This is a genomic window from Halosolutus amylolyticus (genome assembly GCF_023566055.1).
GTDB lineage: Archaea > Halobacteriota > Halobacteria > Halobacteriales > Natrialbaceae > Halosolutus > Halosolutus amylolyticus.
Window position 1 is genome coordinate 1,163,163 of the sequence record NZ_JALIQP010000002.1, and the last position, 24,494, is coordinate 1,187,656.

Below are 24,494 nucleotides of genomic sequence, written 5' to 3' on the forward strand. Positions count from 1 at the left end.
AACGTCCCGCCGTGTCCCACTCTCGCCGCAATCTCCGGCCAATGCGCGATTACCTGTGCGACTACGAGCGGGTCGTCGAAGTCGGGATCGGCCGCCGGACCGACCTCGCGGCGGCGCTCGCCCAACAGGGGATTGCCGTCACCGCAACGGACGTCTACGATCGCGACACCCCCGACGGCGTGCGGTTCGTCCGCGACAACGTGGTCGACCCCGATCGATCGGTCTACGCCGACGCGGACGCCATTTACGCGCGGAACCTGCCGCCGGAACTCCACCGGCCCGCGCTCGCGGTCGCCCGCGCGGTCGACGCCGACTTCCTGTTCACGACGCTGGGCGGCGACCAGCCCGCCGTCCCGGTCGAGCGAAAGACGATTCGAGAGGGGACGCTGTACGTCGCGCGAGCGATCGACGACGGGTATAGCAGCCACTGACCGTCAGTGCTCACCCGATCACGTCCTCGAATCGTCCGCGGAGAAACACTTTTCAACTATCGGACGAGTCAGGGCGCATGCTCGCACTCGCGTTCATCGGATTCTTCGTCCAGTTGCTCACGTTCCCCGGCGTCGTCGTCCACGAGTTCGCCCACAAGAAGGCGTGTGACTACGTCGGCGTTCCCGTCCTCGACGTGGCGTACTTTCGGCTGGGGTCGCCGGCGGGCTACGTCCAGCACCTCGAACCCGAGCGGTACCGGGAGACGTTCGCGATCAGCGTCGCTCCGTTTCTCGTCAACACGCTCGTCGCGTTCGCCCTGTTTCTCGGGCTGGCGACGGCGATCGCCGCGAACGGTGGCGACGGAGTCGAGCCGTCGGCGGCCGGGACGACAGGGCTCGTGCTGTTCTGGCTGGGAATCAGCGTCGGAATGCACTCGTTCCCGAGTACGGGCGACGCGAACACTCTCTGGAGCCGATCGCGGGCGGAGTGGCGCGGGTCGCCGGTCGTCCTGCTCGGGATTCCGGTCGTCGTCGTGATCTACGTCGTGAACCTGCTCTCGCGGCTGTGGGCCGATCTCATCTACGCAGTGGGACTGCTGTTGCTGGCCTCGTGGGTCGTCGGGATCGGCGCGTTCTGACGCGCCGGTGCGTCTCACACGTATTCGAATACCCGGGCCATCCCCCGTTCCAGGTGGTAGACGTTGTGACAGTGGAACAGCCAGTCGCCGGGGTTGTCCGCCAGGAAGTCGAACGTTACCTGATCGCCGTGTGGCGCGACGAGAACGGTGTCCTTGACCGCGTCGCCCACCTGGAAGAAGTGGCCGTGGAGATGCATCGGGTGGATCGCTGGGCTTCGATTTATCATCCGGACTCGAACGTGCTCGCCCTCGCTGATCTCGAGCGGATCGGCGTCCGGATACGTCTCGCCGTCGATGGTCCACGCGTCGGAGTCAGCGCCCCCCATCATCCTGCCCGATAGCGTGAGGTCGAACGTCCGATCCGGATCCCCGTCGAGATCCAGCGACTCGAGCGCCTGGAGGTCGCCGTACTCGAGTTCCGGGCCGTCGAACTGCGGCCGTTCGGCGGCCCCGTCCTCGGACGCACCCTCGTACCGAAGTCTCGCCTCCGCGGGGTCCTCGGTTCCGACGACGGGGTCCGCGACGATCGCCCACTCGCCCGGGGCGTCGGCCTCGACGATCGCGTCGTAGCGTTCGCCCATACTCATGACGAACGAGTTCACCTCGACGGGTTCGACCGGTCGCCCGTCGGCGTGCGTGACGGTCAGCGGGTGGCCGCCGATGCCGACGCGATAGGTCGTCGCGCTGCTGGGGTTGATAAACCGGAGACGAACGCGATCGCCCTCCTCAACGTCGAACACCGGCGGATCAGAGGGGAGACGTCCGTTGACGAGCAGTCCCTCGTACGGCGGGCGCTGGCTCTGCATCTGACTACCGGGCCCCATGCCGTCGCCGGGCCCCATGCCGTCGCCGGGCCCCATGCCATCGCCGTTACCGCCAGGGTCCATACCGTCGCTGTTACCGCCAGGGCCCATTCCATCGCCGTTACCGCCAGGGCCCATTCCATCGCCGTTACCGCCAGGGCCCATACCGTCGCCATTACCGCCAGGGCCACCGTTTCCGCCGGGGCCCATACCATCACCGTCTCCGCCCGGTCCGCCGTCGGGACCCATCCCGTCACCACCGCCCGGTGGCGCTTCGATCGAGTCGAGCGCCGGCTCCTCCGGGAGGTAATCGTCGATCTGCAGGGTGTACTCGCGATCGTACTCGACGTGTGGCGATTCTGCTTCGATAATCAGCGGTCCGTAGAGGCCCCTGTCGAGTTGCAACCCGACGTGGCTGTGGTAGACGTACGTACCCGCCGGCGACGCCTCGTACTCGTACTCGAACGTCTCGTCCGACGAGACGGGCTCTTGCGTGACGTCCGGAACGCCGTCCATCGGATTCGGGACGGGAACGCCGTGCCAGTGAATCGTCGTCTCCTCGGGCAACCCATTCTCGAGCGAGACGCGGAGCGTCTCCCCCTCGCTCACGCGGAGTTCCGGACCGGGGATCTGCTCGTCGTACAGCCACGTCTCGAGGCTGTCGTCAGATCCGACGTCGACCTGCCCGCTCGACGCGACCAGCGTTTCGGCTCGTGGCCCCTCGTCGTCTTCCTGTGCGGCCCGCTTACGATTCGCCGATCCGATTCCGTTCGCGAGTCCAGCGATTCCGACCAGCGTCGCGCCGCCGACGCGCAACACCCGCCGTCGCGGGACGGTTCGATCAGTATCGTCCATCACAGAATCGCCCACGACTGCCGACAAAAATGAGGGGCATGCCAGGGCACGTGCTCCTCGAATCACGTCCGAGGACCGCGACCACGAGGTCGGAGAACCCATCGTGAATGCGATGCGTCGAGTAATCGGTTTCCGATCGGCCGAGACGGTTCAGCCGATGACCGTGGTTCGGCGTCCCGGCCCTCGCGAACCGAATCCGACCGCCTTTATCTTCGGCGAGCCGTTGGGACGGGTATGAACGCAGACGCCGTCGTGCTAGACGTCGACGGCGTGCTCGTCGACGTCGCCGACTCCTACCGGCAGGCGATCGTCGACTCGATCGAGCACGTCTACGATCGGACGATCCGCAAGCCCGACATCCAGCAGTTCAAGGACGCGGGCGGATTCAACAACGACTGGGAACTCACCTACGCCGCCGCACTGTACGTTCTCGCGACGAACGAGGGGTACCGCGACTCGATCGACGACTTCACCGATCGGATCGCCGCGGAGGGCGGCGGCCTCGAGGCGGCCGAGACTGTTATCCGGGACGCGATCGGTGCGCGGGCCACCCAGCGCGTCACGGAGCGCTGGGACACTGATCGGCTCCGCGACGTCTTCCAGCAACTCTACCTCGGGGCGGACCTGTACCGCGGAATCGAGGGCGGCGACCCCGACCTCGAAACGCGCGGGTTCATCCACGACGAACCGGTCCTCCTCGAGGATGAGGCGCGCGAAACCCTGCTCGCGAACTACGACGTCGGGATCCTGACCGGCCGCCCCGAACCCGAGGCAGAGATCGCCCTCGATCGGGTCGGCCTGGACGACGAGATTCCCGTCGAGCACCGCTTTACGATGGACGACTGGGAGGAAGGCAAACCACACCCGCGGGCTCTGGTCACCCTCGCGGAGCGGTTCGAGGCCGACAGCGTGGCGTTCGTCGGGGACACCCTGGACGACGTTCGGACCGCCGTGAACGCGAACGAGGCGGACGCCGATCGAGAGTACCACGGGATCGGCGTCCTCACCGGCGGGCTGACCGGCGAGGAGGGTCGCCGGAAGTACGAGGCCGAAGGTGCGGCGGCGGTGCTCGACTCCGTCAACGAGGTCCCCGACCTGCTCGAGGAGTGAGCGACGGGGCGGGAGCGACGCGCCTACTGCGGTGGTGACGAGAGACGGCGGAGTGATCGACACGCACCGGTCCGGAGGATTCGTCACCCGATCGAAATCTACACGACGAAGCCGACCGTCACTCCGCGTATGACACGAACCGTCGACGACCTCCGGAACGAGATTCGGCAGGCCGTGGGGCGATACGAACGCCGGGAATCGACGGCGTTCACCAAAGAAGCCCTCGCCGCGATCTGTGAGGCCGTGCACGCCGACGTCGAGACCGATCCGATACCGCCCAAATCGCGGATGCGATCGGGGATTCGCCGGTCGATCGGCATGCCGGACGCGGACGACCCGGACCGAGCCGATCGGCCGTTCCGGAAGGACGAACTCGAATCGATCGCGGCGGCGCTGGACGGCGAGTAGCGATCGACACCAGGGTCGCCCGCACTCGTCGGCCACTCGAGGGGCGGGCGGTCGCGACGGACTGGACGAGCACCCATCAGTAGCCGCCCCTCGTTTTTTCGCCGTCGGCGGTGTAGCGGGGTGGACCGATGCACGAGGAGTTCTCCCGCCGCGACGACCTGCCAGGCGAACCGATCTCGGTCTGGCTCGCGACCACGCGCGACGACGACCCACCGGCCGAACCGCTCGCGGACGATCGGACCGTCGACGTCTGCGTGATCGGGGCCGGGATCGCCGGCCTCTCGACAGCGATCGAACTGCGCGATCGCGGCCAGTCGGTCGCCGTCGTCGAGCGCGATCGGGTCGCGACGGGCGTGACGGGCAAGTCGACGGCGAAACTGACGAGCCAGCACGGGCTGATCTACGACCACCTGCGCCGGGAGTTCGGCCGCCGGCAGACCAGCCGGTACGCGACCGCCCAGGAGGAGTCGATCGACGCGGTCGAGCGCCGGATCGACGACCTCGGGATCGACTGCGGGTTCGAGCGTCAGCCATCGTATCTCTACAGCAACAGTCCCGACGAGATCGAACGCGAGGCCGACGCCGCCCGCGGTGCGGGGATCGACGCCAGTTACGTCACCTCGGTGCCGCCGTTCGAGCGCGCGGCCGCGGCCGTCAGGTTCGACGACCAGGCGTGGTTCGACCCCCGGAGCTACCTGCTCGCGATCGCGGACGACCTCCGATCGGACGACGACGCGGACGTGTTTGAGGAGACCGAGGTCACGGACGTCGAGCCAGGCACCCCCTGTCGCGTCCGGACGGCGGGCGGGACGGTGACGGCGCGGCGGGTCGTCGTCGCGACCGGGTTCCCGATCCTCGATCGGGCGGGCTACTTCGCGCGGATGTACCCGAAGCGCTCCTACGTGCTCGGCGTCCGCCTCGACGGGGAGCCACCAGAGGGGATGTACTACCGGCCCGGCGACCCCTACCGGTCGGTCCGGACCCACCGGGGCGACGAGACACTCCTGCTCGTCGGCGGCGAGAACCACAAGACCGGACAGGGCGGGTCGACCGCCGATCGGTACCGCAGACTCGCCCGCTGGGCACGCGACCGGTTCCCGGTCGACGAGATCGCCTACCGGTGGTCGACCCAGGACTACCGGCCGGCGGACAAGGTGCCATTCGTCGGTCGCGCCGGCGCGGGCACCGAGAACGTCTTCGTCGCGACCGGCTTTCGCGGCTGGGGGATGACCAACGGCGTCACCGCCGGTCGACTGCTCGCCGCCGAAATCGCGGGGGAGAGCCCGCCGGCGCTGGACCTGTTCGATCCGCTCCGGTTCACGCCGAAGCCCTCGTTCGGCGAGACCGTCACCGAGAACGCCGACGCCGCGAGCGAGTTCCTCACCGACTGGGCGCAGGCGCTACTGACCCCCGATCGATCGACGCTCGACCCCGGCGAGGGCCGCGTGTTTCGCGAGAGCGGGACGCCGATCGCCTGTGCACGCGACGACGACGGCGACCTGCACGCCGTCTCGGCCGTCTGTCCCCACCTGTACTGTCTGGTCGAGTGGAACGACGGCGAGTGTAGCTGGGACTGTCCCTGCCACGGCTCCCGGTTCGCGCCCGACGGCGAGGTGCTGGAGGGGCCGGCGAACGAAGATCTGGCCCGGAAGCCATCGCGAGCGGACCTGCCGCCCCATCACGGGCGAGAGGACTGAGACCGCCGACCGCGAGGTGACAGAACGCTAATATCACTCCCCGGTGTACGGCTCGTTCATGGACGAATCGACAGACGAGGACAAACCGGTTCTCGTCCGGCTGGGGGAACTCGCGGTCTCGATCGTCGTCCTGACCGGCGTCACGGTAGTGGTCGGTTACGGCGGCTGGGCGCTCCTGACACTGAGTGCCAGACTCGGCGGCCCCGACCCGAGAACCGAAGACGGCGACCTGCTCCGGGAGCGACTATTCGTCTGGCCCGACCGAAATCGGGAGTTCATGCGAAACGACGGGCGGGGCGAACTCCCGCTGAGACCGTAGCACCCGGAGGGACGATCGAGCACCGCACCCGGCGTCAGCGGCCGCGATCGGTCGATCGATCGCCCAGGCCCGGGTAGTCGACGACGATCCCGTCGACCCCGGCCCGCGCGAGCTGGTCGAACTGCGTCCAGGTCTCGATCGTCCAGACGTTGACGGCGCGACCCTCGTCGTGGGCGCGCTCGATCACATCGATATCGCGGTCGCCAGCGTCGAACCCCGCGTACCCGGTCGACGTGAGCCCCGTTCCGGCGATCGCGTTCCGCGGCGGGTGGATCGCCTCGCAGTCGTAGCGGTCGGCGATCTCGAACCCGGCCTCGAGGTCGTCCCAGACGAGCGGCGCGGCGGCGTAGTCGGGCCCGACCTCGCGGAGGGCGGCGATCGCACCCTCATAGAACGACGAGAAGAGGATCTCCCCGGCGAAGTCGTCGCAGATCTCGACGACTCGATCGACGAACGGCGCCCAGACCGCGCGGCGATCGTCGCGGTCGTCGGGAGCGAGCGCATCGGCGAACCGGAGGTCGGCCGTGCCGGGATTCTTCAGTTCGACGTTGACCCCGACGGTCTCGGGAACCGCCTCGAGAAGCGCCGCGAGCGTCGGGACCGTCTCGTCCGTGCCGAGCACCCGCGCCGCCCGGACGGTCTCGAGGTCGGTCTCCCACACGCGTCCCGCGGCGTCGGTGAGCGGCCGGCCGTCGCGAGTCCCCTCGAGGCGCTCGTCGTGGATCACGACCGGGGTGTCGCAGGCCGCGGGCTGGACGTCGATCTCGAGCATGGCGGTCTCGGCCCGATCGGCCGCGCGGACGGCCGCCCCGATCGTGTTCTCCGGAGCAATACCCGCGTAGCCGCGGTGGGCGATGACGGCAGGACTGGCCATACCCCGACGACGGCGGTCAGGATAATGGGTGCTGTGTCTCTCGGCGGTGCGACCCCTGGAGGGGTCCGGCGCGCGCCGCTCGGCGCGAGGTCGACGAGCGAGCGTTCCGTGTCGGTGTTGGGGACTCGAAACGTGGGGGTGATGCGCGTTCGATCTGCCGCCGGACCCGACGAGTGACGGGCCAGGGTTCACGCCGATCGGTCCCGAAGCCGCGTCCGTGACCAGGACCACGCTCGAGGACGTCGAACGGAGCCTCGATCGCGCGACCGATCTCGAAACGACGGAGGCGGTGTCGGTGTTGCGGACCGCTCGCGAGGACCTGCAGGCCCTCGGGAACGATCCCGACGTCGACGAGGAGCGCCGGCAGGCCTTAGAAGAGCGACTCGACCAGCGCATCCGCGAGGTCGAGAATCGCGACGCCTACGACGGCGGACTGGGCGCGGCGATGAATCCGGAGGACGACGACGCCCCCTGAGACGGTCTGCTGTGACGATGTACCGGTGCAACCGCAGGCGGTCGCAGTTGCACCGGAAACGACGTACGGTAATCCGTACGAGACCACCCCTGGTCCGATCACCCGCGAGCGCGAGCACCGGGTTCGACCGGCGGGAACCGCGGGTGACAGTTCCGTTCGATCGGCGGGGGCGGCGAGAGCGGTCAGTTCCACGCAGTGAAACCGTCCCAGGGAGCACCTACTGGACGCATCCAGGAAACACCTACTGACGCACACGAATACGGGGACGAGAGCCCGATCGAAACGGCGGCTTTCGGCCGCAACGGTAGCGCGCATTTATATCATCGACGCGGGGTAGATGGCCGCGATGAGCGGACCAACGCGACGCCGGATGCTGACCGGCGTATCGACCGGCGCTGTATTTCTCTCGACAGGAACCGGCATCCGCGCAACTGCCGAACGGGACGACGACACCAGGACCGACGCGGGAACCGGCGAGGACGTCGCACTCGAGGTGACCATCGTCGAGACGAACGCACCCGTCGGCGCGGGGGATCTCCTCGAGGTGACTGCCGCCGTCGAGAACGTCGGGGCGAGCGACGTCCGGACCGACGTCGACCTGCTCGTCGGGGACGATTTCGAACGCGTCGGTCGAGTGCGGACGACGATCGACGCCGGCGAGACGACGACACTCACACAGGAGTTCTACACGTATCCGGTCCCGATGGATACCGAGGTCCCGGTTCGAGTCGACGTCGCGGGTGACGGGGCCGAACGCACCGTGAACGTGATCGGCGCGACGCCGCTCTCCGACGGGCGACCCGATCGCGACCTCGCCGTCCAGCCGGGGACCGAGGTGCTGTTCGAGGCCCGTCTCGACCAGGTGGACGCCGCGCGGACGACCGTCTGGTGGGTCGACGGCGACCGCGTGGGAAGCCCGATCGGCGGCCCCTGGCAGACGGCCTACGACGCCGAGACCGGGTTCCACTACTGGCGGGAGGCGTTCGAGTCGCCCGGCACGCACGACGTGGCCGCGGCCGTCGTCCCCGAGGACGGCGAGGAGACGTACGCGGCCCACTGGACGGTCGAGGTAGCCGACGACGGGAACGCGTCCCCGACGATCGACGCGTACAGCCCGGAACCGGGGGAGCGATCGTACGCGAGCGGCGAGACCGCCACGTTCGAACTCGAGGTGACCGATCCCGACGGGGAACTCGATCGGGTCGTCTGGTGGCTGACCCAGGCCGACGTGCTCCTCGACGTGACCGACCTCGCGGGCGCGTCGGACACCGCGCGACTCTCCGTCCCCGCCGATCGGCTCTGCCAGACCTGTCGCGTCGTCCCGTGGGTGATCTGTGCGGACGGGACCGTCGCTTCGCCGGACGAGACCTGGCGGATCGGGACGGTCGCCGACGACGCGGGCGACGAGAGGAGCGACTGACCGGGCCGATCGCGAACCCGCCACGTGCGACCCGCGATTCCGGCGAGATCGACCGAACCCCCACCATTTTATTCGGATGCCGTGCCCAGAGAGGGGTATGCGAATCGCACTACTCGGCGGAACCGGCGACATCGGCGAAGGACTCGCGCTACGCTTTGCGCGCGATACGGACCACGAGATCCTCATCGGGTCGCGCGATCCCGAGAAGGCTCGCGACGCGGTCGCGTCCTACGAGGACGAACTCGCGGAGCGGGGTGCCGACGCGTCCGTCAAGGGCTTTGCGAACGAGATGGCCGCGGATCGAGCAGACGTCGTCGTCCTCTCGGTGCCGCCGTATTACGCCGGCGACACGGTCGAGGCGGTCGCGGATAGCCTCGACGAGGACACGATCCTCGTCACGCCCGCGGTCGGGATGCAGGGCGACGAGGACGGCCTCCACTACCACCCGCCCGGGGCCGGGAGCGTCACCGAACTCGTCGCCCAGCGCGCGCCCGACGCGGTGCCGGTCGTCGGAGCCTTCCACAACCTCGCGGCCGACGCGCTGTCGGATCTCGACAACGACCTCGACCTGGACACGCTCGTCGTCGCCGACGACGGCGACGCGAAAAAGCGCGTGCTCGACCTCGCGAACGAGATCGAGGGGCTGCGCGCCCTTGACGTCGGCCCGCTGGCCAACGCCGCCGAGGTCGAGAGCGTCACCCCGCTGGTCATCAACATCGCGAAGTACAACGAGGACATGCACGACGTCGGCGTGAAGTGGGTGTAGCGATCGATCGCTGACGCGCCGGCAATCGACGCGCCGCGCCACTCGCTACTGGCTACCACTGCCGACCTGTCAGTCGAATCCGCCGGGACCCACACCCGGGACGATCGATCGAGTCGAACCCGGAGCGATGGAAGCGGGTCGGTCCGGACCGGAGCAAAACGAACCGCGATCGAGAGTCCCCGAACCCGCGGGAGAGCCGTGGCGTTATCGCCACTCGTCGGCCGAGAGCGCCTCGGCTTCCGGTACCGTCATCCAGACGTCGTCTCGCGTGATGTCTGCGATGACGAGGTGCTGGCGACCGTCGATCTCGTCGATCGCCGCGACGACGTCCGGATCGTCCTCCTCCCCGAACGACTCCAGGTCGGGCTTCATACGCGAGTGAACGGAGAGCCGCACTATGAATGTTCTGGAATGTCCGCAATTACTGGTTGAAGGTGCAAGGAAATACCCGCCAGTACTATAGATATCGGTAGATATCGGTAGTCAGTTGGACACGCCGTAGCCGGGCGCGTGGCGACCGCCGCGCGATCGCGACAGGAGCGGCTACGACGCGAGTTCGATCGCAAAACGAGCGAGACGGGTCGTCCTTACGCGCCGGCCGATTCGAGCGCGTCCTCGATGTCCTCGCGCTGGGTGACGCCGACGAAGCGCTCGACGATCCCGTCGTCGTTCTCGATGATGAGCGTCGGGAGCGAGCGTACCTGGTACTCGTTGGCCACGTCCTGCTGTTCGTCGACGTTGATCTTCTCGACCTCGAATCGCCCCTCCCAGTCGTCCTCGAGTTCCTCGAGGATCGGATCCTGGGTTTTGCAGGGGCCACACCAGTCCGCGTAGAAATCCTTGAGTGTGACAGTCATCGGTTCACCGCTAGTTCCGAGGCAGCGCGCATAAGGGTTTCCCAGTCGGCCGAAGGTGACACACACCCGATCGTCCGAGCGCACCACGACAGCGGTCCTCGACCCTGGTACCCGCGAATCGGCTCCGGAACTGGCGGTCCGGACCGTTCGTTCTCGGGATCCGGTCATTAGCCCCACGAATTTATGGGAGTCAGTCGAAGTCTAGACCATGTATCGAAACGTACTGGTTCCTACCGACGGGAGCGAACCCGCATCGCGAGCGGTCGAACAGGCCATCGAGATCGCCGACCAGTTCGACGCGACGCTGCACGTCCTGTTCGCCGTCGACGTCGACGAGAAGACGCCGTGGAGCCTCTCGGACAGCCAGGTCTCCGAATCGATGCGCGAACACGGCCGCGAACTGACCGACGCCGTCGCCGAACGCGCCCCCGACGACCTCGAGGTCGTCACGACCATCGAGGAGGGCGATCCCCGCGAACGGATCCTCACGTACGCCGACGTCAACGCGATCGACGTCGTCGTGATGGGAACCCACGGCCGCAAGGGAATCGATCGGCTCCTGCTGGGGAGCGTCACCGAACACGTGGTGCGCAACGCGGAGTGTTCCGTCCTGGTCACGCGCGCCGAGGAGGACGAAGAACCCGTCGGGAGCGCCGACGCGGCGATCGACGCCGCCCGGACGGCACTCGAGTCGGACGAGGGAATCGACGCCGCCGGGCTCGAGATCGGCGACGACCCCCACGAGATGGGCGGCTACTGGATCGTCCACGCCGAAACCGACGACCGGGCGTTCAACGTCCACATCTCGCGACCGACCGGGCGGACGCGGATCGCCGACGTCACCGAGTCCTGACGGGGCCCAATCGAGCCTCGTCGACGGCGAGTACCGGGTCGATCACGGCTCGTCGATGATCGTTCGACGGACTCGATACGGAAGGAGACGACGGCTCTCGTCTCGCCGATCGATCCCGGTCGCGGTCGAGCGCTGGAGACCGTTCAGCGCCGGCTGAGCGCGATGACAGCCACGAGCAGGCCGGCCACGACTACAGCGACGGTGCCGAAACCGGCCGCCGGTTCGCCGCCCTCGACGGTCACGTCGGTCTCCGCGTCGGCGATGCCGACGGTATGCGTTCCCGTCTCGTCGAATTCGACGGCCGTCTCTACGGTGGTGGACTCGCCGGGTGCCAGCGACACGTCGATCTGGTCGATCGGCTCACCGTCGACAGTCACCGGCACGGTCGACGTCGTTTCCTGGACGCCCTCGTTCGTGACCGTCGCCTCGATAGTCGTCGACTCGCCGGGTGACACCGTCCCGGAGGTGTCGAGTTCCATCACCGTCAGCGAGCCACAGCCGCCGGCGTGGATCGTGATCGGTCGGTCCAGATCCAGCGACGTCGCTTCGCTGTCGTGATCGGGGCCGGAGAGGACCTGCCAGTCGGTGATCTCTCCGTCGTAGACCTGTAGCTCCGCCTCGTCGTTGAAGGCGGGATCGATTTCGATCTCGAAAGCGTCGTCGAGGCCGCCGGTGAAAGCGGCACCGTCGGTTCGGCCTTCGGACCAGGCCCAGGAGAGGCGACTCGTCGATCCGCGACGATCGAACGTATCCTCCGTCCCGTCGTAGCTATCGTCCTCGACGACCCACTCGCCGTCTTCCGGCAGGCCCTCGACGTGCATCGTCGCCGAACCGCCGGACGTGTTTCCGTCGAGCCGGTCGTGAACTAGTACGAGGCTGAGCCCGTCGCGTCCCTCGTACAGGAAGAGGATACTCGTGTCGTCCTCCTGAAGGTCCCCCGTTCCGTAGGAGCTGTACGTGGGTGCGCTCGGAGACGTGTTCGGCGTCCGGTAGTCGTACAACTCTGCTGCCGACTGGTGGCCCTGTCCGAATGGTTCGATGGGAATGCACTCGTCCCCCTGTACGACAGCGTACTCGTCCGACCGATCGTTCTGTTGGGCGGCGGCCACGCCGACTATCCCGACCCCGGCTGTTGCGCCGATTAGGAGTACAGCGATTATTCCAACGGCGACAGCCGTCAACGGGACGGCTGGAGGAGTAAGAAGGGAATCCGTCATTGTTCGTCGTGACCGGTAGATTCAGCGCCCGTACATTGTTATATCCCGGTTTCAGCCAGCAGAGTTCCCCTACACGCCAACTCACGTTGTGATCGATTGCGGCGTCGTGGTCGTGCAGATCGCAGGTGCGGTGAGACGCGACTTCGGTGCTGGACGGTCGATCGAGAGCGGACACACGGCCGATCGTATGGCTCCTCGGTCGCTCCGGTGAGAACCGGCCGAAAACGTAGCGTCACTCTATCAGCGTTCCGTCCGGGACCGCCTGTTTCACCTTCTGAATCGGCGGCGAGCCCGGCCGGAGAGGTTCTTCAGCAGAATTTTTCCCGAGAAATCCAGATCGCGTCGTCGACTCAACGGATGATACTCGCCTAACTCCTCGTCGGGGACGGTTTTGGGTTCCTTCGTCGAATCGCGGAGCGTTTCGATTCCGTCGGTCAAGAGGCGAATCTGGAGCCGCACGATCCGATCGAAGACGTCCCACAACGTGTAACAATCACCGATATGCACCTCGTCGTACGCGACGATCCGTCCGCCGTCGATCGTCTCGTTCAACCGCTGTAACGTCGACCCGATCGTGGTTTGATCGTCGTAAAACGCGGGCGGCGGACCCATCCCGCGGTACGTTCGGATGTCGCTGGGGTGGAAGCTCAGAACGCCGTACTCCGGTGCGGTCAAGATACTGCCTCGGATGAGGCCGAAGCCGAAGCGGACGGCGACGTCGCAACTCTTCGCGACGTGCGTCACGATGTCGTCGGAGAATTCAGTCCAACCGTTCTCAGTTCGCGGGTCGCAGCGGACGTGCTCGGCGTCGTCGAAGCAGTCTACGTCCTCGACGCGGACCCGACGCCAGAGCCGCCGTTCGTCGCCGAGCATCTTGGCGATGGTTCGCTCTGCCATAACGAGCGCCCACGCGCTCTCGCGGCTCAAGGTGTCGTACCCCTTTTTCACCGCGTCCAGTCCGACGAGGTCCGTCGGATTCGTGAATTCGTTGACGGGACCGGTGTTACAGGAATCGCTCACGACGATCGAGATGTCGATATCGAGTTCGCGCCGTAATCGCTCGACAGCGCGCGCTTGCCAGTAGTAGAGGTGAGAATCAGTGAGAAATCCGACTCTCGTCGGTCCGGTATTCCGCATGAATGCTTCGTCTCGTACGTCCTTTCTTAGTTACTGCCACAATGTGACTCGTCTCGCTTCTTGTAGCACGGCGCTAAAAATGCACACCCCCTTCGATTTCGTGATAATGACGGGCGAATAACGGCGGTACACGCCCCGGTACTATTCGCTCGGCGCCGCGGACGAATGCCAGGGACACGACGAAAGACTTAGTTTCGGGGGGGCATACGAATGCGTATGGACAGAGGACAGAACACCGGTGGGCTGATGTCCAGTGCCGGACTCGTCCGGTACTTCGACTCCGAGGACTCGAACGCCATCCGTATCGATCCGAAGACGGTCATCGCGTTCGGCGTGATGCTGGGCGTACTGATCCAGCTGTTGACTTTCGTCTCGTAACGTCGACAGCCCCCCTTCTCACCGATCGATCGCGACGCACGACAGCGGAGCGTCCGCCGCGTTCCGTAACTCGACTACCCGCGAACGCCAGAGGCGTCCGCCGTCCCCGGACCGGCCCGGAGGTGACCGCGAAGGTACCGCTCGCCGCGCCTCGTCAACCGATACTTCCCCCGCTCGACTTTCTCGAGGAGGTCGTGCGTCTCCAGTTCGATCAGGCGGCGATTCACCTCTTTTCGGCTGAATCCGGTATTGAAGGCCACGATCGACGGCGTCAGTGCGAGATCGGTGCCGTAAAACGCGCCGAGGATTTCGTCGTCCATCGGCGTCATCCAGTCGGCCGGCCGACGGATACTGGACGGTTCGGTCAGTAACGCTCGGTCCCACTCCGTCGTCCGCACCTCGTTCGCGACGGGATCGTAGAGGCCGAAGACGACCAGCAACGCGGCGGTCCCGTGGACCCAGTGGACCAGCGACGGCGCTACCAGTTCGGCGACCGGCCCGCCGATCACGGCCAGCACCAGCCCAGCGGCGGTGACGAGCACGAACCGGCGATACGCCGTCGTCGACGCCTCCAGCGAGAGGAAGTACAGGAGTTCGAGCGCGACGACGATCCCGATCGCCAGGTTGTAGCCGGCGAAGGGGGTCAGTCCGTCCACGTCGGTTCACCTCTCGATTGAGCCCGGTGGAGTTGACGATGTCGGAGGATCAGCAGGCCGAGGAAGACGGCGATAACCGTATTCACCGCACTCCGGATCACGTGGAGAGCCAGCGACTCCGGGCCCGCGACGAGCAACATGGTGTGATAGAGCGTCAGGGCGACCATCCCGATCGAGAGGAGCGCGATCGCAGTCCCGAACGGCGAGTTCCGGAAGATTCCCCAGGAGAGGAGCGCGAACACTCCGGCCCCGGTACTGGCGACGATCGCGAAGGACACGCCAATGAGGTGACCGACGGAGTTGGTCATAACGCGGGCTACAGGTCCGGGAGCCGTTAACCTGGGGCCTGTGATTGCACCGGTGCGTTGGCGAAGGGCGACTCTGTTGCGGGATTCTGGGGATCGACCGCGTCGAGTCGGTCGCGGCCCAGCCGATCGCTCGCCGGCGAACCGGACGCGTCGACCGGCGGTAATCCGTCGTAACTCCGTCCTCACCGATCGGCCGCGCCGCCGCGCCCGCCACGAGTATCGCCCCTCACCGATCGGTCGGCGCGTCGTGGGGAGCGGCTAACAAAACGGATCGGGGCCCACCGTTCGACCGCAATGGCACTGACCCAGATCGACCACGTCAGCGGAGACGAGGAGATGCAGGAGTGCATCGACAGCTGTTTCGAGTGTGTACAGGCCTGCGAGTGGTGTGCCGACGAGTGCGCCGACGAGGGCGAGGAGATGGCCGAGTGTCTGCGCCTCTGTCGCGACGTCGCCGACCTGGCCGAGATGCACGCGCGATTCATGGCCCGCAATTCCGGCTACAGTTCCGACCTGGCCGGGATCACCGCCGACGCCTGCGAGGAGTGCGCCGACGAGTGCGAGCAACACGATCACGAGCACTGTCAGGTCTGTGCGGACGTCCTCCGGGACTGTGCGGCGACCTGTCGCAACATGGCGTCGGCCTGAAACCATCAGGATCGCGATTCGTGATTCCGAGCGTCACCCGCTCGCGATCGGTGCGCGTGAAACCTCGATACCATGGATGCGATCACGAGAGCGGCCGCCGCCGGCAACGTCGCGATCGGTTGCTGGCTGGTCGTCGCACCGATCGTCGTCGACGCACCGGCGATCGGCTGGTGGAACGACGCGGTCGTCGGTACTGTAGTCGTCCTCGCGGCCGGCACCAACTACGCCAGAGCGGTCAGGCGGCGGCCCGCAAGCGCGATCGGGTCGGGGCTCGCCGCGATCCTGGGGCTCTGGCTCGTCGTCGCACCGTTCGCGCTCGGCATCAAGGGGGTGGCGCTGTGGAACGACGTCGTCGCGGGGACCCTCGTCGCGAGCTTCGCCGGCTACAACGCTTACGTGGCGACGCTCGCCGCCACCGATCCAGCCCTTCGTACGACTGCCGAAGAGAGACCGTGATGGAGCATGTTGGGGGGACTCGTCCGACGATGGGAAAGCGAGCGGCGGCCGAACCGATCCGGGACCAACCGTGACCATGGACTACACCAGACTCGAGGAGTACGGCGCAATCGGCGACGGAAACACGGTCGCGCTCGTCAGCCGGGACGGGTCGATCGACTGGTGTCCGCTCCCGCACGTCGAATCGCCGAGCGTCTTCGCCTCCGTGCTGGACGCCGATCGCGGCGGCCGGTTCGCCGTTCGGCCGACTCAGTCGTTCGAGGGCGTCCAGCGGTACCGCGACCGCACCAACGTCCTCGAGACGACATTCCAGACCGCGAGCGGCAGTGCGACGCTGACCGACTTCGTGCCCGTCGCCGAGGCAATCGGGGCGGACGATCCGCCCGCAATTTACCGGAAAGTGGACTGCAGGGCGGGGCCGATCGATCTCGACGTCCAGTTCGAGCCGCGATTCGACTATGCGCGGGACGTCCCCACCGTCGAACCGGCGGGCGACGACATCGTCGCGATCGGCGACGACGATCGGGTCGTCCTCTCGAGCGACATTCCGATCGAGCCCTCGGCCGACGGGACCGGGGCGAGCGCGACGGTGACGCTCGAAGCCGACGAAACGCGATGGCTCGTGCTGGGATACGACGAGGCGATTCCCCTCGAACCGTCGCGCCACCGGGAGACGCTCCGGGACACCGTCGACTACTGGCGCGAGTGGACCCACGACTGCGACGGAGAGCACTGCCCCGTCGGCGGTCCCTGGCACGACCTCGCGACGCGCTCGTCGCTCGTGCTCAAACTCCTCATCCACCGCGAGACCGGCGCGGTGTGTGCGGCCCCGACGACCTCGCTACCCGAAGACCTCGGCGGCGTCCGCAACTGGGACTACCGGTTCAACTGGATCCGCGACGCGGCCTTCACCGTTCGAGCGCTGGCCGAACTGGGCCACCTCGAAGAGGCCCGATCGTACTTCGAACTCTGCCTCGATCACTGTCGCAGCCACGAACCCGAGGCGGTGCCACCGGTCTACGGCCTCCACAGCGAGGAAGTCCCCGACGAACGGGTCCTCGATCATCTCAGCGGGTACGGCGGGTCTGCGCCCGTTCGGGTCGGGAACGCGGCGAAGAACCAGCACCAGCTCGACGTCTACGGCGAATTGATCCTCGCGATCTACGAGAGCATCCGCTACGGCGAACCGGTGACGGTCGACGACTGGGCGGTGATGCGGGATCTCATCGACTACGTCTGCGAGGGGTGGGACGAGCCCGACGCCGGCATCTGGGAGGTCCGCTCCGACTACGAGCAGTTCGTCTACTCGAAGGTACTGTGCTGGACGGCGCTGGATCGGGGAATCGAGATCGCCGAGGCCGCCGGCGACGACGCGTCGGCACCGCTCGATCGCTGGCGGACGTGCCGACGCGAGGTCCGGGACGCGATCCTCGGGCGGGGCTACAGCGAGCGCGCGGACAGCTTCGTGCGGGCGTTCGGCGACGAGGAGACGCTCGACGCGGCGAACCTGCTCGTTCCGGTCGTCGGCTTCCTTCCGCCCGAGGACGATCGCGTGCAGGGCACGATCGACGCGACGATCGATCGGCTGGAAGCCGACGACGGCCTCGTCCGACGGTACGAGGGCGACGACGGGCTCCCCGGCGAGGCGAGCCCGTTCGTCGTCTGCTCGTTCTGGCTCGTCTCCGCGCTCGCGCTCTCGGGGCGGACCGCCGAAGCGACCGAGCGGTTCGAACGCCTCCTCGAGGAGACCAGTTCGCTCGGACTGCTGGCCGAAGCGATCGATCCCGAGAGCGGCGACCAGCGGGGCAATTTCCCCCAGGCGTACAGTCACATCGGGCTCCTCAACAGCGCGCTCTACCTCGGCCACGCGGACGGCTCGAGCGCAGTATCGCCGGCCCCGCTCGGCCGCGACGAGTCGCTCGAAGAAGCGATCTCGAGCGGGACGATCGTCCGCCAGTCGAACGACAGCGACACTGACGGAGAGACACCGAGACAATGAGCGACGAACGACGCGACGACTCGACCGACGAACCCACCGCCGTCGCGACCGACGGGCGAATCCGAGATGCGAACGCGGAGTCCGGCGAGGAGAGCGACGATCGAGTCGAGACGTCGACCGACGGTGGAGACGGCGACGACGGAAATGGCGGCGACGGGTCGATGCGGCCGGGCGACATGATGCTCGCCCATCCGACGGAGGAGATCTGGCCCCAGTACGCGATCATCTCGCTGGGCCTCTGGCTGATTGCGAGTACGCCGACGCTGGGCTACGAGAGTGCGTTGATGCGGTGGAACGGCGTGATCAGCGGCGTCGTCCTGATCGCGCTGGCCGGCCTCACGATCTACCGGGAGAGCGGCTACGCCAACTACGCGAACGGCGTCGTCGGCCTGTGGCTGGTGTTCTCGCCGATCGCGTTCTGGGCGCCGACGGCGGCGGCCTACGCCAACAACACCCTCGTCGGTATCATGGTGATGACGTTCTCGATCATCATCGTGATGCGCTCGGAGATGGACGGCCCGGCCGTGCCCCCGGGCTGGTCGTACAACCCCTCGACGGGCGCACAGCGCGCCCCGCTGATCGCGCTCGGGATCTTGGGCTTCTTCGCCTCGTGGTACATGGCCGCGTTCCAACTCGAGTACATCAGTAGCGCGTGGGACCCGCTGTACGGCACGGGGACCGAGCAGATCCTCACCTCGAAGGTGTCGGAAGCCTTCCCCGTTTCTGACGCCGGCCTCGGCGCGGTCGCCTACTCCGTCGAGGCGCTGATGGGATTCATGGGCGATCGGCGGCGCTGGCGCACGATGCCGTGGATGGTCGCCTTCTTCGGCGTCGTCGTGATCCCGCTGGGGTTCGTCCAGGTCCTGCTGGTCATCATGCAGCCGATCATGGTCGGGACGTGGTGTACGCTCTGTCTCCTCTCGGCGTTCGGCATGCTGTGGATGATCTCGCTGACGGTCGACGAGGTCGTCGCGATGGGGCAGTACCTCGTCCGGCTGATGCGACAGGGCGACAGCCTCTGGACCGCCTTCTGGATGGGCGGGACGATCCCCGAAGACGAGGCCGGCGTCGACGGGAGCGCGACGCGGCCGATCGACGACTCGCCGGTCCGCGAACCGTTCTGGGGCGTCTCGATCCCGTGGACGCTACTGGCCGCGATGGCGCTCGGCGTCTGGCTCATGCTCTCCCCGACCGTCTTCGGGACGTCGGGGCTCATGGCCGACAGCAGCCACCTCGTCGGCTCGCTGATCGTCTCGTTTACCGTGATCGCGACCGCCGAACCCGCCCGCTCGATTCGGTTCCTGAACGTCCCGCTCGCGGCGTGGATCGTCGTCGCCCCGTGGCTGTTCGCCGGGGTTCCGATGATCGCCGCGATCAACGCCGTCGTCGCCGGGGTGCTCGTCCTGGTCCTCAGCGTTCCGCGCGGCCCGATCGCGGACCGCTACGGGGGCTGGGAGCGCTACGCCACCCTCGAGACGGTCGATCGACTGAACCCTCTCAGTAGCTAACGATGACCGAACCTACCGCTTCCGAAGCCGAATCCACCGACGCCGAAGTCGTCGTCGTCACAGGCGCATCGGCCGGCGTCGGTCGAGCCACCGCTCGCGCGTTCGCCGATCGCGGCGCGAAGATCGGCCTCCTCGCGCGGGGCGAGGAGGGTCTCGAGGCCGGCAAAGCGGACGTCGAGGCGGCCGGCGGCGAGGCGGTCACCGTCCCGACGGACGTCGCCGACCCCGAGCAAGTCGAGGCCGCGGCCGAGACCGTCGCGGACGCGTTCGGCCCGATCGACGTCTGGGTGAACAACGCGATGGTGTCGGTGTTCTCGCCGGCCGCGGAGATGACGGACGAGGAGTACCGTCGCGTCACCGAGGTCACGTACCTGGGCTACGTCTACGGCACGCAGGCCGCGCTCGATCGGATGCGCCCGCGCGACGAGGGGACGATCATCCAGGTCGGCTCGGCACTGGCGTACCGCGGCATTCCGCTCCAGTCCGCCTACTGCGGGGCGAAACACGCGATCCAGGGGTACACCGAGTCCGTGCGGACGGAACTCATCCACGACGACTGCGACGTGCAACTTTCGATGGTGCAGATGCCCGCAATGAACACCCCGCAGTTCGAGTGGACGAAGAGCCGCCTGCCGCGCGAGCCACAGCCGGTGCCGCCGATCTACCAGCCCGAGGTCGCCGCCCGGGCGATCGTCTGGACCGTCGATCACGGCCGGGACGAACTGTGGGTCGGCTGGCCGACGCTGAAGGCGATCCTCGGCAACCGACTCGTTCCGCGGCGACTCGACGACTATCTCGCCCGTGGCGGGTACGACGCGCAGCAAACCGACGAGCCGGTCGATCCCGATCGGGAGCACAACCTGTACGAGCCGGTGGCCGGCGACTTTGGCGCTCGCGGCCCGTTCGACGAGCGAGCGCGCGATCGGAGTTACCAGCTCTGGGTGACTACCAACCGGCGGACGCTGGGGCTACTCGCCGGCTTCGCGGCCGCGATCGTCGGCGCGATTCTCGGCAGCCGGGCTACGTCCGCCGATCCCGGGTGAGGCCGACGGGACCGGCCGAGTCCTGCGCGACACCTCGTAACGTGACATCCTCCTCGCCGTAAACGGCGAGGCTTCCCCACGCATAGGGAATACCAGTCAGTCGTCGCTGGCAGAGGGTTCCGACTCTTGGAACGCCGTGAGCGTCATCTGCGAGGGAGTCTCGCTCGTCTCACGGTGAGTCGTGGCGGTGTCACTACCGCTCCCATCCCGAAGCGAGTCATCGCGTTCCGCCTTGTCAAGCGGGACGCTCTCTCCCCACGGGTCAACTCGCCGTGCGATATTCGCGGAAGCGTTGATGTCGGCCTGAAACGTCGAAACGTGGCAGTCGTCATGCGGACACCGGAACTTGCCCTGCAAGTCCCGCCGACCGATACGGTGGCACGAGTGGCACGTCTGCGAGGTGTACGCCGGATTCACGTACTCAACTGGGATGCCCGCCTCCGTCGCCTTGTCCTCGATGCGCCCTTGCAGTCGGGCGAACGCCCACGAGTGAAGGCGACGATTCATGTACTTCCCGTAGTCGAGTCGTTCGCGGATGTATGTCAGATTCTCCATCACCAACACCGGGTTCTCAAACTGCTTGGCGTACTCGACGGCTTCCCGAGACGCCTTCTCCACGATGTCGGTAAGCGCGTTCTGGTAGTGGTCGAACCTCTCGTCGGTACGCCACTCCGAGGCGTCACGCTCTTGGAGTCGTTTCAGGGTCGTGTGCATCTCTTTGCGGAGATGCTTCGCTCTGCTTCCGCTACGCACGAACGGGTCAGTCGGAGAACCGTCCTTGAGGGCACAGCCCGTGATGAGGGCGGTTTCTCCGATGTCTAAGCCGATGTGCGTGGCGTCACCGTCTGTCGCTGGTTCTTCGACCGGGTACTCGACGGTGACGTGCAGTACCCAGTTCTGCCGGTGCTGTTGAAGTCGTATCTCGCCTGCCTTCGTGTCCTCTGATACGAGGTCGTGCCAGAGGTCTTTCTGTTCGGGGTTGATGCGGAGCGGTATCCAGAAGTTCGTCCCCCGACCGGGGCGAGGAACCCACCACGTAAACTCATGCTCGCGCTCGTCGGAGTGGTCGAACTTCGCGGCTTGGTTGGTGAGCCGTATCGGGTGGCCGTCGTCCAACTCCTGAGCGTTGTACGTCTTGCGGAGTTTCGGAACGTAGTTGCAGAGGGCGGCTTTGGCCTGATACGGGAGGTCGTAGGGCGTCACGATGTCGCTCACCGACGACATGGTACTCGCCCCGGAGTCGAACGCCTCTTGTAGACCGTCACGGTAGGTTTCGAGCAGGTCGTTCAGTTTCTCCTGTTTGTGTGCGGTGGGGGGCGCGAACGTCGCCTGCAACGTTTTCGTGACGGTCGTGGACATCGCTACTGTTCCTCTACGTACTCCATCAGCACGTCGATGCTCACCTGTCCGGTGGTGGCGAGGAAGTACCCCGGTTGCCAGAACGCGCTGTCGAGCACCTGCCGAGTCTGGGGGTACTCGTCCCGAATCTTGCGCGACGAAACGCCTTTGAGCGAGTTGATGAACTTGGTGAGGTTCGTGGTGGGCTTCGCCGTGAACAGAATGTGAACGTGGTCGGAACCGCCGTTAACGTTCTGGATGCTCACGCCAAAGTCCTCGGAGATGTCGCTGGCAATCTCACCGATGCGTTCTGCGATTTCGTCGGTGAGGATGTCCGTGCGGTACTTTGTGACGGTCACAAAGTGATATTGGAGCGCGTAGACGGTGTGCGACCCTTTTTCGAGGTTGTACTTCATTTGGCCGTACTGATTTCTATACACCCAATTCTAATAAATATTTGCCGTCGTGGGGTATTCGGCCTGCAACCGACGCGGAACGTGAGGCAGTTGTCGGCTTCACGTCCGCCGTAAACGGCGGGATTCTCGCCTTGAAGAAAGATAGTTGAACGGCCCGTCCATAGCAGAGCGCATGACACTGGTTGCGGGCGTCGTCGCCGTCCAGGGCGACGTGACGGAACACGCGGACGCCATCGAACGGGCGGGGCGGGCACACGGCCGCGAGGTCACAGTTCACGAAATCCGCGAATCGGGTATCGTCCCCGACTGCGACCTGCTCGCGATGCCCGGCGGCGAATCGACGACCATCTCGCGGCTGGTTCACAGCGAGGGAATCGCCGCCGAGATCCGGGACCACGTCGCCGCCGGGAAGCCGCTTCTCGCGACGTGTGCCGGCCTGATCGTCGCCTCGAGCGACGCGAACGACGACCGGGTCGACGAACTCGGCTTGCTCGACGCGAGCGTCGAGCGCAACGCCTTCGGTCGCCAGAAGGACAGCTTCGAGGCTCCCCTTTCCGTCACGGGTCTCGACGAACCGTATCCGGCGGTGTTCATCCGCGCTCCGGCGATCGACGCGGTCGGCGAGTGCGAGGTCCTCGCGACGTGGGACGATCGGCCGGTCGCCGTCCGGGACGGGCCGATCATCGGGACCGCCTTCCATCCCGAACTCACGCCCGACAGCCGGATCCACGGCCTCGCCTTCTTCGAGAACGACGACGCGGCGGTGCCGGCGGACGCGGAGTCGCGCTGACCGCCCGACGGACGGTCTGTGATCGATCGCGGCGGCGCGTCCGTCCAGAATCGATCGCGGCGGCGGTCCGTTCGGCGATCGAAGCGGGCGATCGATCGACCGCGGACCGCCGGTGCATGCACTCGCTGTCGGGCAGGTTTTTCATCCTCGCCAACATCCGTGGGGGTATGAAGGCATCCATCGACGCGGTCCGCGTCGCGGGGACGCCCCAGGGACCGGTGCCAGTGGTCGTCCTCGCCGTCGAGGGCGAGGAAGACGTCGTGCCGATCTTCATCGGGTTCGACGAGGCGACCAGCATCGCGCGGGGCCTCGAGGCCGACGACATCGGTCGCCCGCTGACCCACGACCTCCTGCTCGACGTGATGGAGGAACTCGGGAGCCGCATCGATCGGGTCGTCGTCAGCGAGATCGAGCGACGCGACGACGGCCAGGGCGGCACCTACATCGCCGACCTCCACGTCGAGACGCCGCGGGGCGAGACCGTCATCGACGCCCGGCCCAGCGACTCGCTGGCGCTCGCCGCCCGGACGAACGCGTCGATCGAGGTGACCGAAGACGTCTTCGAGGACGGCCGAGACGATAGCGAAAAGTTCGAGCAACTCGAAGACATCCGCAACGTATCCGGTGACATGTAGATGGAGGACATATTCGAGGAGTTGTTTGCCGTCATCGAGGATCGCAAGGAGACGCTGCCCGAGGACTCCTACACCGCGTCGCTGTTCACCCACGAGAAAGGGGAGAACGCGGTGCTCGAGAAACTCGGCGAGGAGACGACCGAACTCGTCCTTGCCGCGAAAGACGACGACCGCGAGGAGGTTGCCTACGAGGCCGCCGACATCGTCTATCACCTGCTCGTCGTGCTCTCGATGAAGGACATGGATCTCGACGACCTCGAGGCGGAACTCAGGGCCCGCCGGTGAGCGGATCGGGACAAACCGTCGAGGGTGCGTGGCGGGTCCCCGTCGCCGCCCCCTCGACGGGGGAGAGCGAGGGACCGACGCGTGCCGTCCTCGTCCCGGCGGCCGGATCGACGGGGTAGTTTCTTGGTCGGGGAGCGGTGATACATACCCGTTGAACGAACGACAGGTCGTGGG

General features: G+C 66.6%; 30 protein-coding genes. 20 read left to right on the top strand and 10 right to left on the bottom strand.

The annotated features are described in order from the left end of the window. The first annotated feature begins 11 nt into the window (after nucleotides 1–11). Both MUN73_RS12180 and MUN73_RS12185 read left to right on the top strand, forming a co-directional pair. Entirely contained in the window at nucleotides 12–431 is a 420-nt protein-coding gene (locus tag MUN73_RS12180) for a UPF0146 family protein (protein ID WP_250140740.1), read from the top strand. A gap of 77 nt (nucleotides 432–508) precedes the next feature. Further along, nucleotides 509–1,069 (top strand): metalloprotease family protein, encoded by a 561-nt coding sequence (locus MUN73_RS12185; RefSeq protein ID WP_250140741.1) that lies wholly within the window; start codon nucleotides 509–511, stop codon nucleotides 1,067–1,069. Nucleotides 1,070–1,083: 14 nt separating this feature from the next. Here the strand turns inward: MUN73_RS12185 and MUN73_RS12190 are convergent, their stop codons facing one another. After that, a complete protein-coding gene (locus MUN73_RS12190; protein ID WP_250140742.1) occupies nucleotides 1,084–2,727 on the bottom strand; it encodes a multicopper oxidase family protein in 1,644 nt (547 codons plus the stop codon). Nucleotides 2,728–2,961: 234 nt separating this feature from the next. Between MUN73_RS12190 and MUN73_RS12195 the strand changes: the two genes are divergently transcribed. The 4 genes from MUN73_RS12195 to MUN73_RS12210 all read left to right on the top strand — a co-directional run bounded on the left by MUN73_RS12195 (nucleotide 2,962) and on the right by MUN73_RS12210 (nucleotide 6,261). Further along, the gene (locus tag MUN73_RS12195; protein ID WP_250140743.1) at nucleotides 2,962–3,837 is read left to right on the top strand and encodes a TIGR01548 family HAD-type hydrolase; all 876 of its coding nucleotides are present in this window, start codon (nucleotides 2,962–2,964) and stop codon (nucleotides 3,835–3,837) included. A 129-nt stretch (nucleotides 3,838–3,966) separates the two neighbouring features. Next, complete coding sequence (locus MUN73_RS12200) at nucleotides 3,967–4,245, top strand: hypothetical protein (RefSeq protein ID WP_250140744.1); 279 nt, start codon at nucleotides 3,967–3,969, stop codon at nucleotides 4,243–4,245. A 128-nt stretch (nucleotides 4,246–4,373) separates the two neighbouring features. Continuing rightward, nucleotides 4,374–5,942: an FAD-dependent oxidoreductase gene (locus tag MUN73_RS12205; protein ID WP_250140745.1), complete on the top strand. Its 1,569-nt coding sequence runs from the start codon at nucleotides 4,374–4,376 to the stop codon at nucleotides 5,940–5,942. A 58-nt stretch (nucleotides 5,943–6,000) separates the two neighbouring features. Further along, complete coding sequence (locus MUN73_RS12210; protein ID WP_250140746.1) at nucleotides 6,001–6,261, top strand: hypothetical protein; 261 nt, start codon at nucleotides 6,001–6,003, stop codon at nucleotides 6,259–6,261. Nucleotides 6,262–6,295: 34 nt separating this feature from the next. Here MUN73_RS12210 and MUN73_RS12215 read toward each other — a convergent pair whose 3' ends face one another. Next, the gene (locus MUN73_RS12215) at nucleotides 6,296–7,135 is read right to left on the bottom strand and encodes a glycerophosphodiester phosphodiesterase (RefSeq protein ID WP_250140747.1); all 840 of its coding nucleotides are present in this window, start codon (nucleotides 7,133–7,135) and stop codon (nucleotides 6,296–6,298) included. Nucleotides 7,136–7,352: 217 nt separating this feature from the next. On the opposite strand from MUN73_RS12215, the gene MUN73_RS12220 reads away from it, so the two are divergent. The 3 genes from MUN73_RS12220 (at nucleotide 7,353) to npdG (ending at nucleotide 9,796) form a co-directional block, all read left to right on the top strand. Continuing rightward, entirely contained in the window at nucleotides 7,353–7,610 is a 258-nt protein-coding gene (locus MUN73_RS12220) for a hypothetical protein (RefSeq protein WP_250140748.1), read from the top strand. 346 nt (nucleotides 7,611–7,956) lie between these two features. Then, nucleotides 7,957–9,030 carry a hypothetical protein gene (locus MUN73_RS12225; RefSeq protein WP_250140749.1) on the top strand — a complete coding sequence of 358 codons (1,074 nt, stop codon included), beginning with the start codon at nucleotides 7,957–7,959 and terminating at the stop codon, nucleotides 9,028–9,030. 97 nt (nucleotides 9,031–9,127) lie between these two features. Beyond that, a complete protein-coding gene (npdG, locus tag MUN73_RS12230; protein WP_250140750.1) occupies nucleotides 9,128–9,796 on the top strand; it encodes an NADPH-dependent F420 reductase in 669 nt (222 codons plus the stop codon). Nucleotides 9,797–10,000: 204 nt separating this feature from the next. On the opposite strand, the gene MUN73_RS12235 is transcribed toward npdG, so the two are convergent. Both MUN73_RS12235 and MUN73_RS12240 read right to left on the bottom strand, forming a co-directional pair. After that, entirely contained in the window at nucleotides 10,001–10,168 is a 168-nt protein-coding gene (locus MUN73_RS12235) for a DUF7556 family protein (RefSeq protein ID WP_250140751.1), read from the bottom strand. Nucleotides 10,169–10,383: 215 nt separating this feature from the next. Then, nucleotides 10,384–10,653: a thioredoxin family protein gene (locus MUN73_RS12240; protein WP_250140752.1), complete on the bottom strand. Its 270-nt coding sequence runs from the start codon at nucleotides 10,651–10,653 to the stop codon at nucleotides 10,384–10,386. Nucleotides 10,654–10,861: 208 nt separating this feature from the next. On the opposite strand from MUN73_RS12240, the gene MUN73_RS12245 reads away from it, so the two are divergent. Continuing rightward, nucleotides 10,862–11,506: a universal stress protein gene (locus MUN73_RS12245; RefSeq protein ID WP_250140753.1), complete on the top strand. Its 645-nt coding sequence runs from the start codon at nucleotides 10,862–10,864 to the stop codon at nucleotides 11,504–11,506. A 143-nt stretch (nucleotides 11,507–11,649) separates the two neighbouring features. Here MUN73_RS12245 and MUN73_RS12250 read toward each other — a convergent pair whose 3' ends face one another. Together MUN73_RS12250 and MUN73_RS12255 are read right to left on the bottom strand one after the other, a co-directional pair. Continuing rightward, the gene (locus MUN73_RS12250; RefSeq protein ID WP_250140754.1) at nucleotides 11,650–12,615 is read right to left on the bottom strand and encodes a CARDB domain-containing protein; all 966 of its coding nucleotides are present in this window, start codon (nucleotides 12,613–12,615) and stop codon (nucleotides 11,650–11,652) included. Between the two features lie 375 nt (nucleotides 12,616–12,990). Continuing rightward, nucleotides 12,991–13,860, bottom strand: coding sequence for a formyltransferase family protein (locus MUN73_RS12255; RefSeq protein ID WP_250140755.1), 870 nt, complete (start codon nucleotides 13,858–13,860; stop codon nucleotides 12,991–12,993). Nucleotides 13,861–14,076: 216 nt separating this feature from the next. Here MUN73_RS12255 and MUN73_RS12260 point away from each other — a divergent pair, with 216 nt between their 5' ends. Next, nucleotides 14,077–14,238, top strand: coding sequence for a preprotein translocase subunit Sec61beta (locus MUN73_RS12260; RefSeq protein WP_250140756.1), 162 nt, complete (start codon nucleotides 14,077–14,079; stop codon nucleotides 14,236–14,238). Between the two features lie 74 nt (nucleotides 14,239–14,312). Here the strand turns inward: MUN73_RS12260 and MUN73_RS12265 are convergent, their stop codons facing one another. Both MUN73_RS12265 and MUN73_RS12270 read right to left on the bottom strand, forming a co-directional pair. Then, complete coding sequence (locus MUN73_RS12265) at nucleotides 14,313–14,894, bottom strand: ArsR family transcriptional regulator (RefSeq protein ID WP_250140757.1); 582 nt, start codon at nucleotides 14,892–14,894, stop codon at nucleotides 14,313–14,315. Next, nucleotides 14,882–15,202: a hypothetical protein gene (locus MUN73_RS12270; protein WP_250140758.1), complete on the bottom strand. Its 321-nt coding sequence runs from the start codon at nucleotides 15,200–15,202 to the stop codon at nucleotides 14,882–14,884. The genes MUN73_RS12265 and MUN73_RS12270 overlap by 13 nt, the downstream gene beginning before the upstream one ends. A 294-nt stretch (nucleotides 15,203–15,496) precedes the next feature. Between MUN73_RS12270 and MUN73_RS12275 the strand changes: the two genes are divergently transcribed. From MUN73_RS12275 to MUN73_RS12295, 5 genes are all read left to right on the top strand, one after another. Next, on the top strand, nucleotides 15,497–15,850 hold the full coding sequence (locus tag MUN73_RS12275; RefSeq protein WP_250140759.1) for a four-helix bundle copper-binding protein: 354 nt from the start codon (nucleotides 15,497–15,499) through the stop codon (nucleotides 15,848–15,850). 72 nt (nucleotides 15,851–15,922) lie between these two features. Then, on the top strand, nucleotides 15,923–16,306 hold the full coding sequence (locus tag MUN73_RS12280) for an SPW repeat domain-containing protein (protein ID WP_250140760.1): 384 nt from the start codon (nucleotides 15,923–15,925) through the stop codon (nucleotides 16,304–16,306). Nucleotides 16,307–16,382: 76 nt separating this feature from the next. Then, complete coding sequence (locus MUN73_RS12285) at nucleotides 16,383–18,305, top strand: glycoside hydrolase family 15 protein (protein WP_250140761.1); 1,923 nt, start codon at nucleotides 16,383–16,385, stop codon at nucleotides 18,303–18,305. Continuing rightward, complete coding sequence (locus MUN73_RS12290; RefSeq protein WP_250140762.1) at nucleotides 18,302–19,813, top strand: vitamin K epoxide reductase family protein; 1,512 nt, start codon at nucleotides 18,302–18,304, stop codon at nucleotides 19,811–19,813. Before MUN73_RS12285 ends, MUN73_RS12290 begins: the two co-directional genes overlap by 4 nt. A gap of 2 nt (nucleotides 19,814–19,815) precedes the next feature. Next, the gene (locus MUN73_RS12295) at nucleotides 19,816–20,856 is read left to right on the top strand and encodes an SDR family oxidoreductase (RefSeq protein WP_250140763.1); all 1,041 of its coding nucleotides are present in this window, start codon (nucleotides 19,816–19,818) and stop codon (nucleotides 20,854–20,856) included. A 96-nt stretch (nucleotides 20,857–20,952) separates the two neighbouring features. Here the strand turns inward: MUN73_RS12295 and MUN73_RS12300 are convergent, their stop codons facing one another. Together MUN73_RS12300 and tnpA are read right to left on the bottom strand one after the other, a co-directional pair. Next, nucleotides 20,953–22,215, bottom strand: coding sequence for a transposase (locus MUN73_RS12300; RefSeq protein ID WP_250140764.1), 1,263 nt, complete (start codon nucleotides 22,213–22,215; stop codon nucleotides 20,953–20,955). A 2-nt stretch (nucleotides 22,216–22,217) separates the two neighbouring features. Next, nucleotides 22,218–22,610: an IS200/IS605 family transposase gene (tnpA, locus tag MUN73_RS12305; RefSeq protein WP_250140765.1), complete on the bottom strand. Its 393-nt coding sequence runs from the start codon at nucleotides 22,608–22,610 to the stop codon at nucleotides 22,218–22,220. 172 nt (nucleotides 22,611–22,782) lie between these two features. Here tnpA and pdxT point away from each other — a divergent pair, with 172 nt between their 5' ends. From pdxT to MUN73_RS22595, 4 genes are all read left to right on the top strand, one after another. Next, entirely contained in the window at nucleotides 22,783–23,400 is a 618-nt protein-coding gene (pdxT, locus tag MUN73_RS12310; RefSeq protein ID WP_250140766.1) for a pyridoxal 5'-phosphate synthase glutaminase subunit PdxT, read from the top strand. Nucleotides 23,401–23,567: 167 nt separating this feature from the next. Continuing rightward, nucleotides 23,568–24,035 carry a bifunctional nuclease family protein gene (locus tag MUN73_RS12315; RefSeq protein ID WP_250140767.1) on the top strand — a complete coding sequence of 156 codons (468 nt, stop codon included), beginning with the start codon at nucleotides 23,568–23,570 and terminating at the stop codon, nucleotides 24,033–24,035. Next, entirely contained in the window at nucleotides 24,036–24,320 is a 285-nt protein-coding gene (gene hisE / locus MUN73_RS12320) for a phosphoribosyl-ATP diphosphatase (protein WP_250140768.1), read from the top strand. Beyond that, nucleotides 24,317–24,439, top strand: a complete 123-nt coding sequence (locus tag MUN73_RS22595) for a hypothetical protein (protein WP_265339176.1) — start codon at nucleotides 24,317–24,319, stop codon at nucleotides 24,437–24,439. The genes hisE and MUN73_RS22595 overlap by 4 nt, the downstream gene beginning before the upstream one ends. Nucleotides 24,440–24,494: the final 55 nt, after the last annotated feature.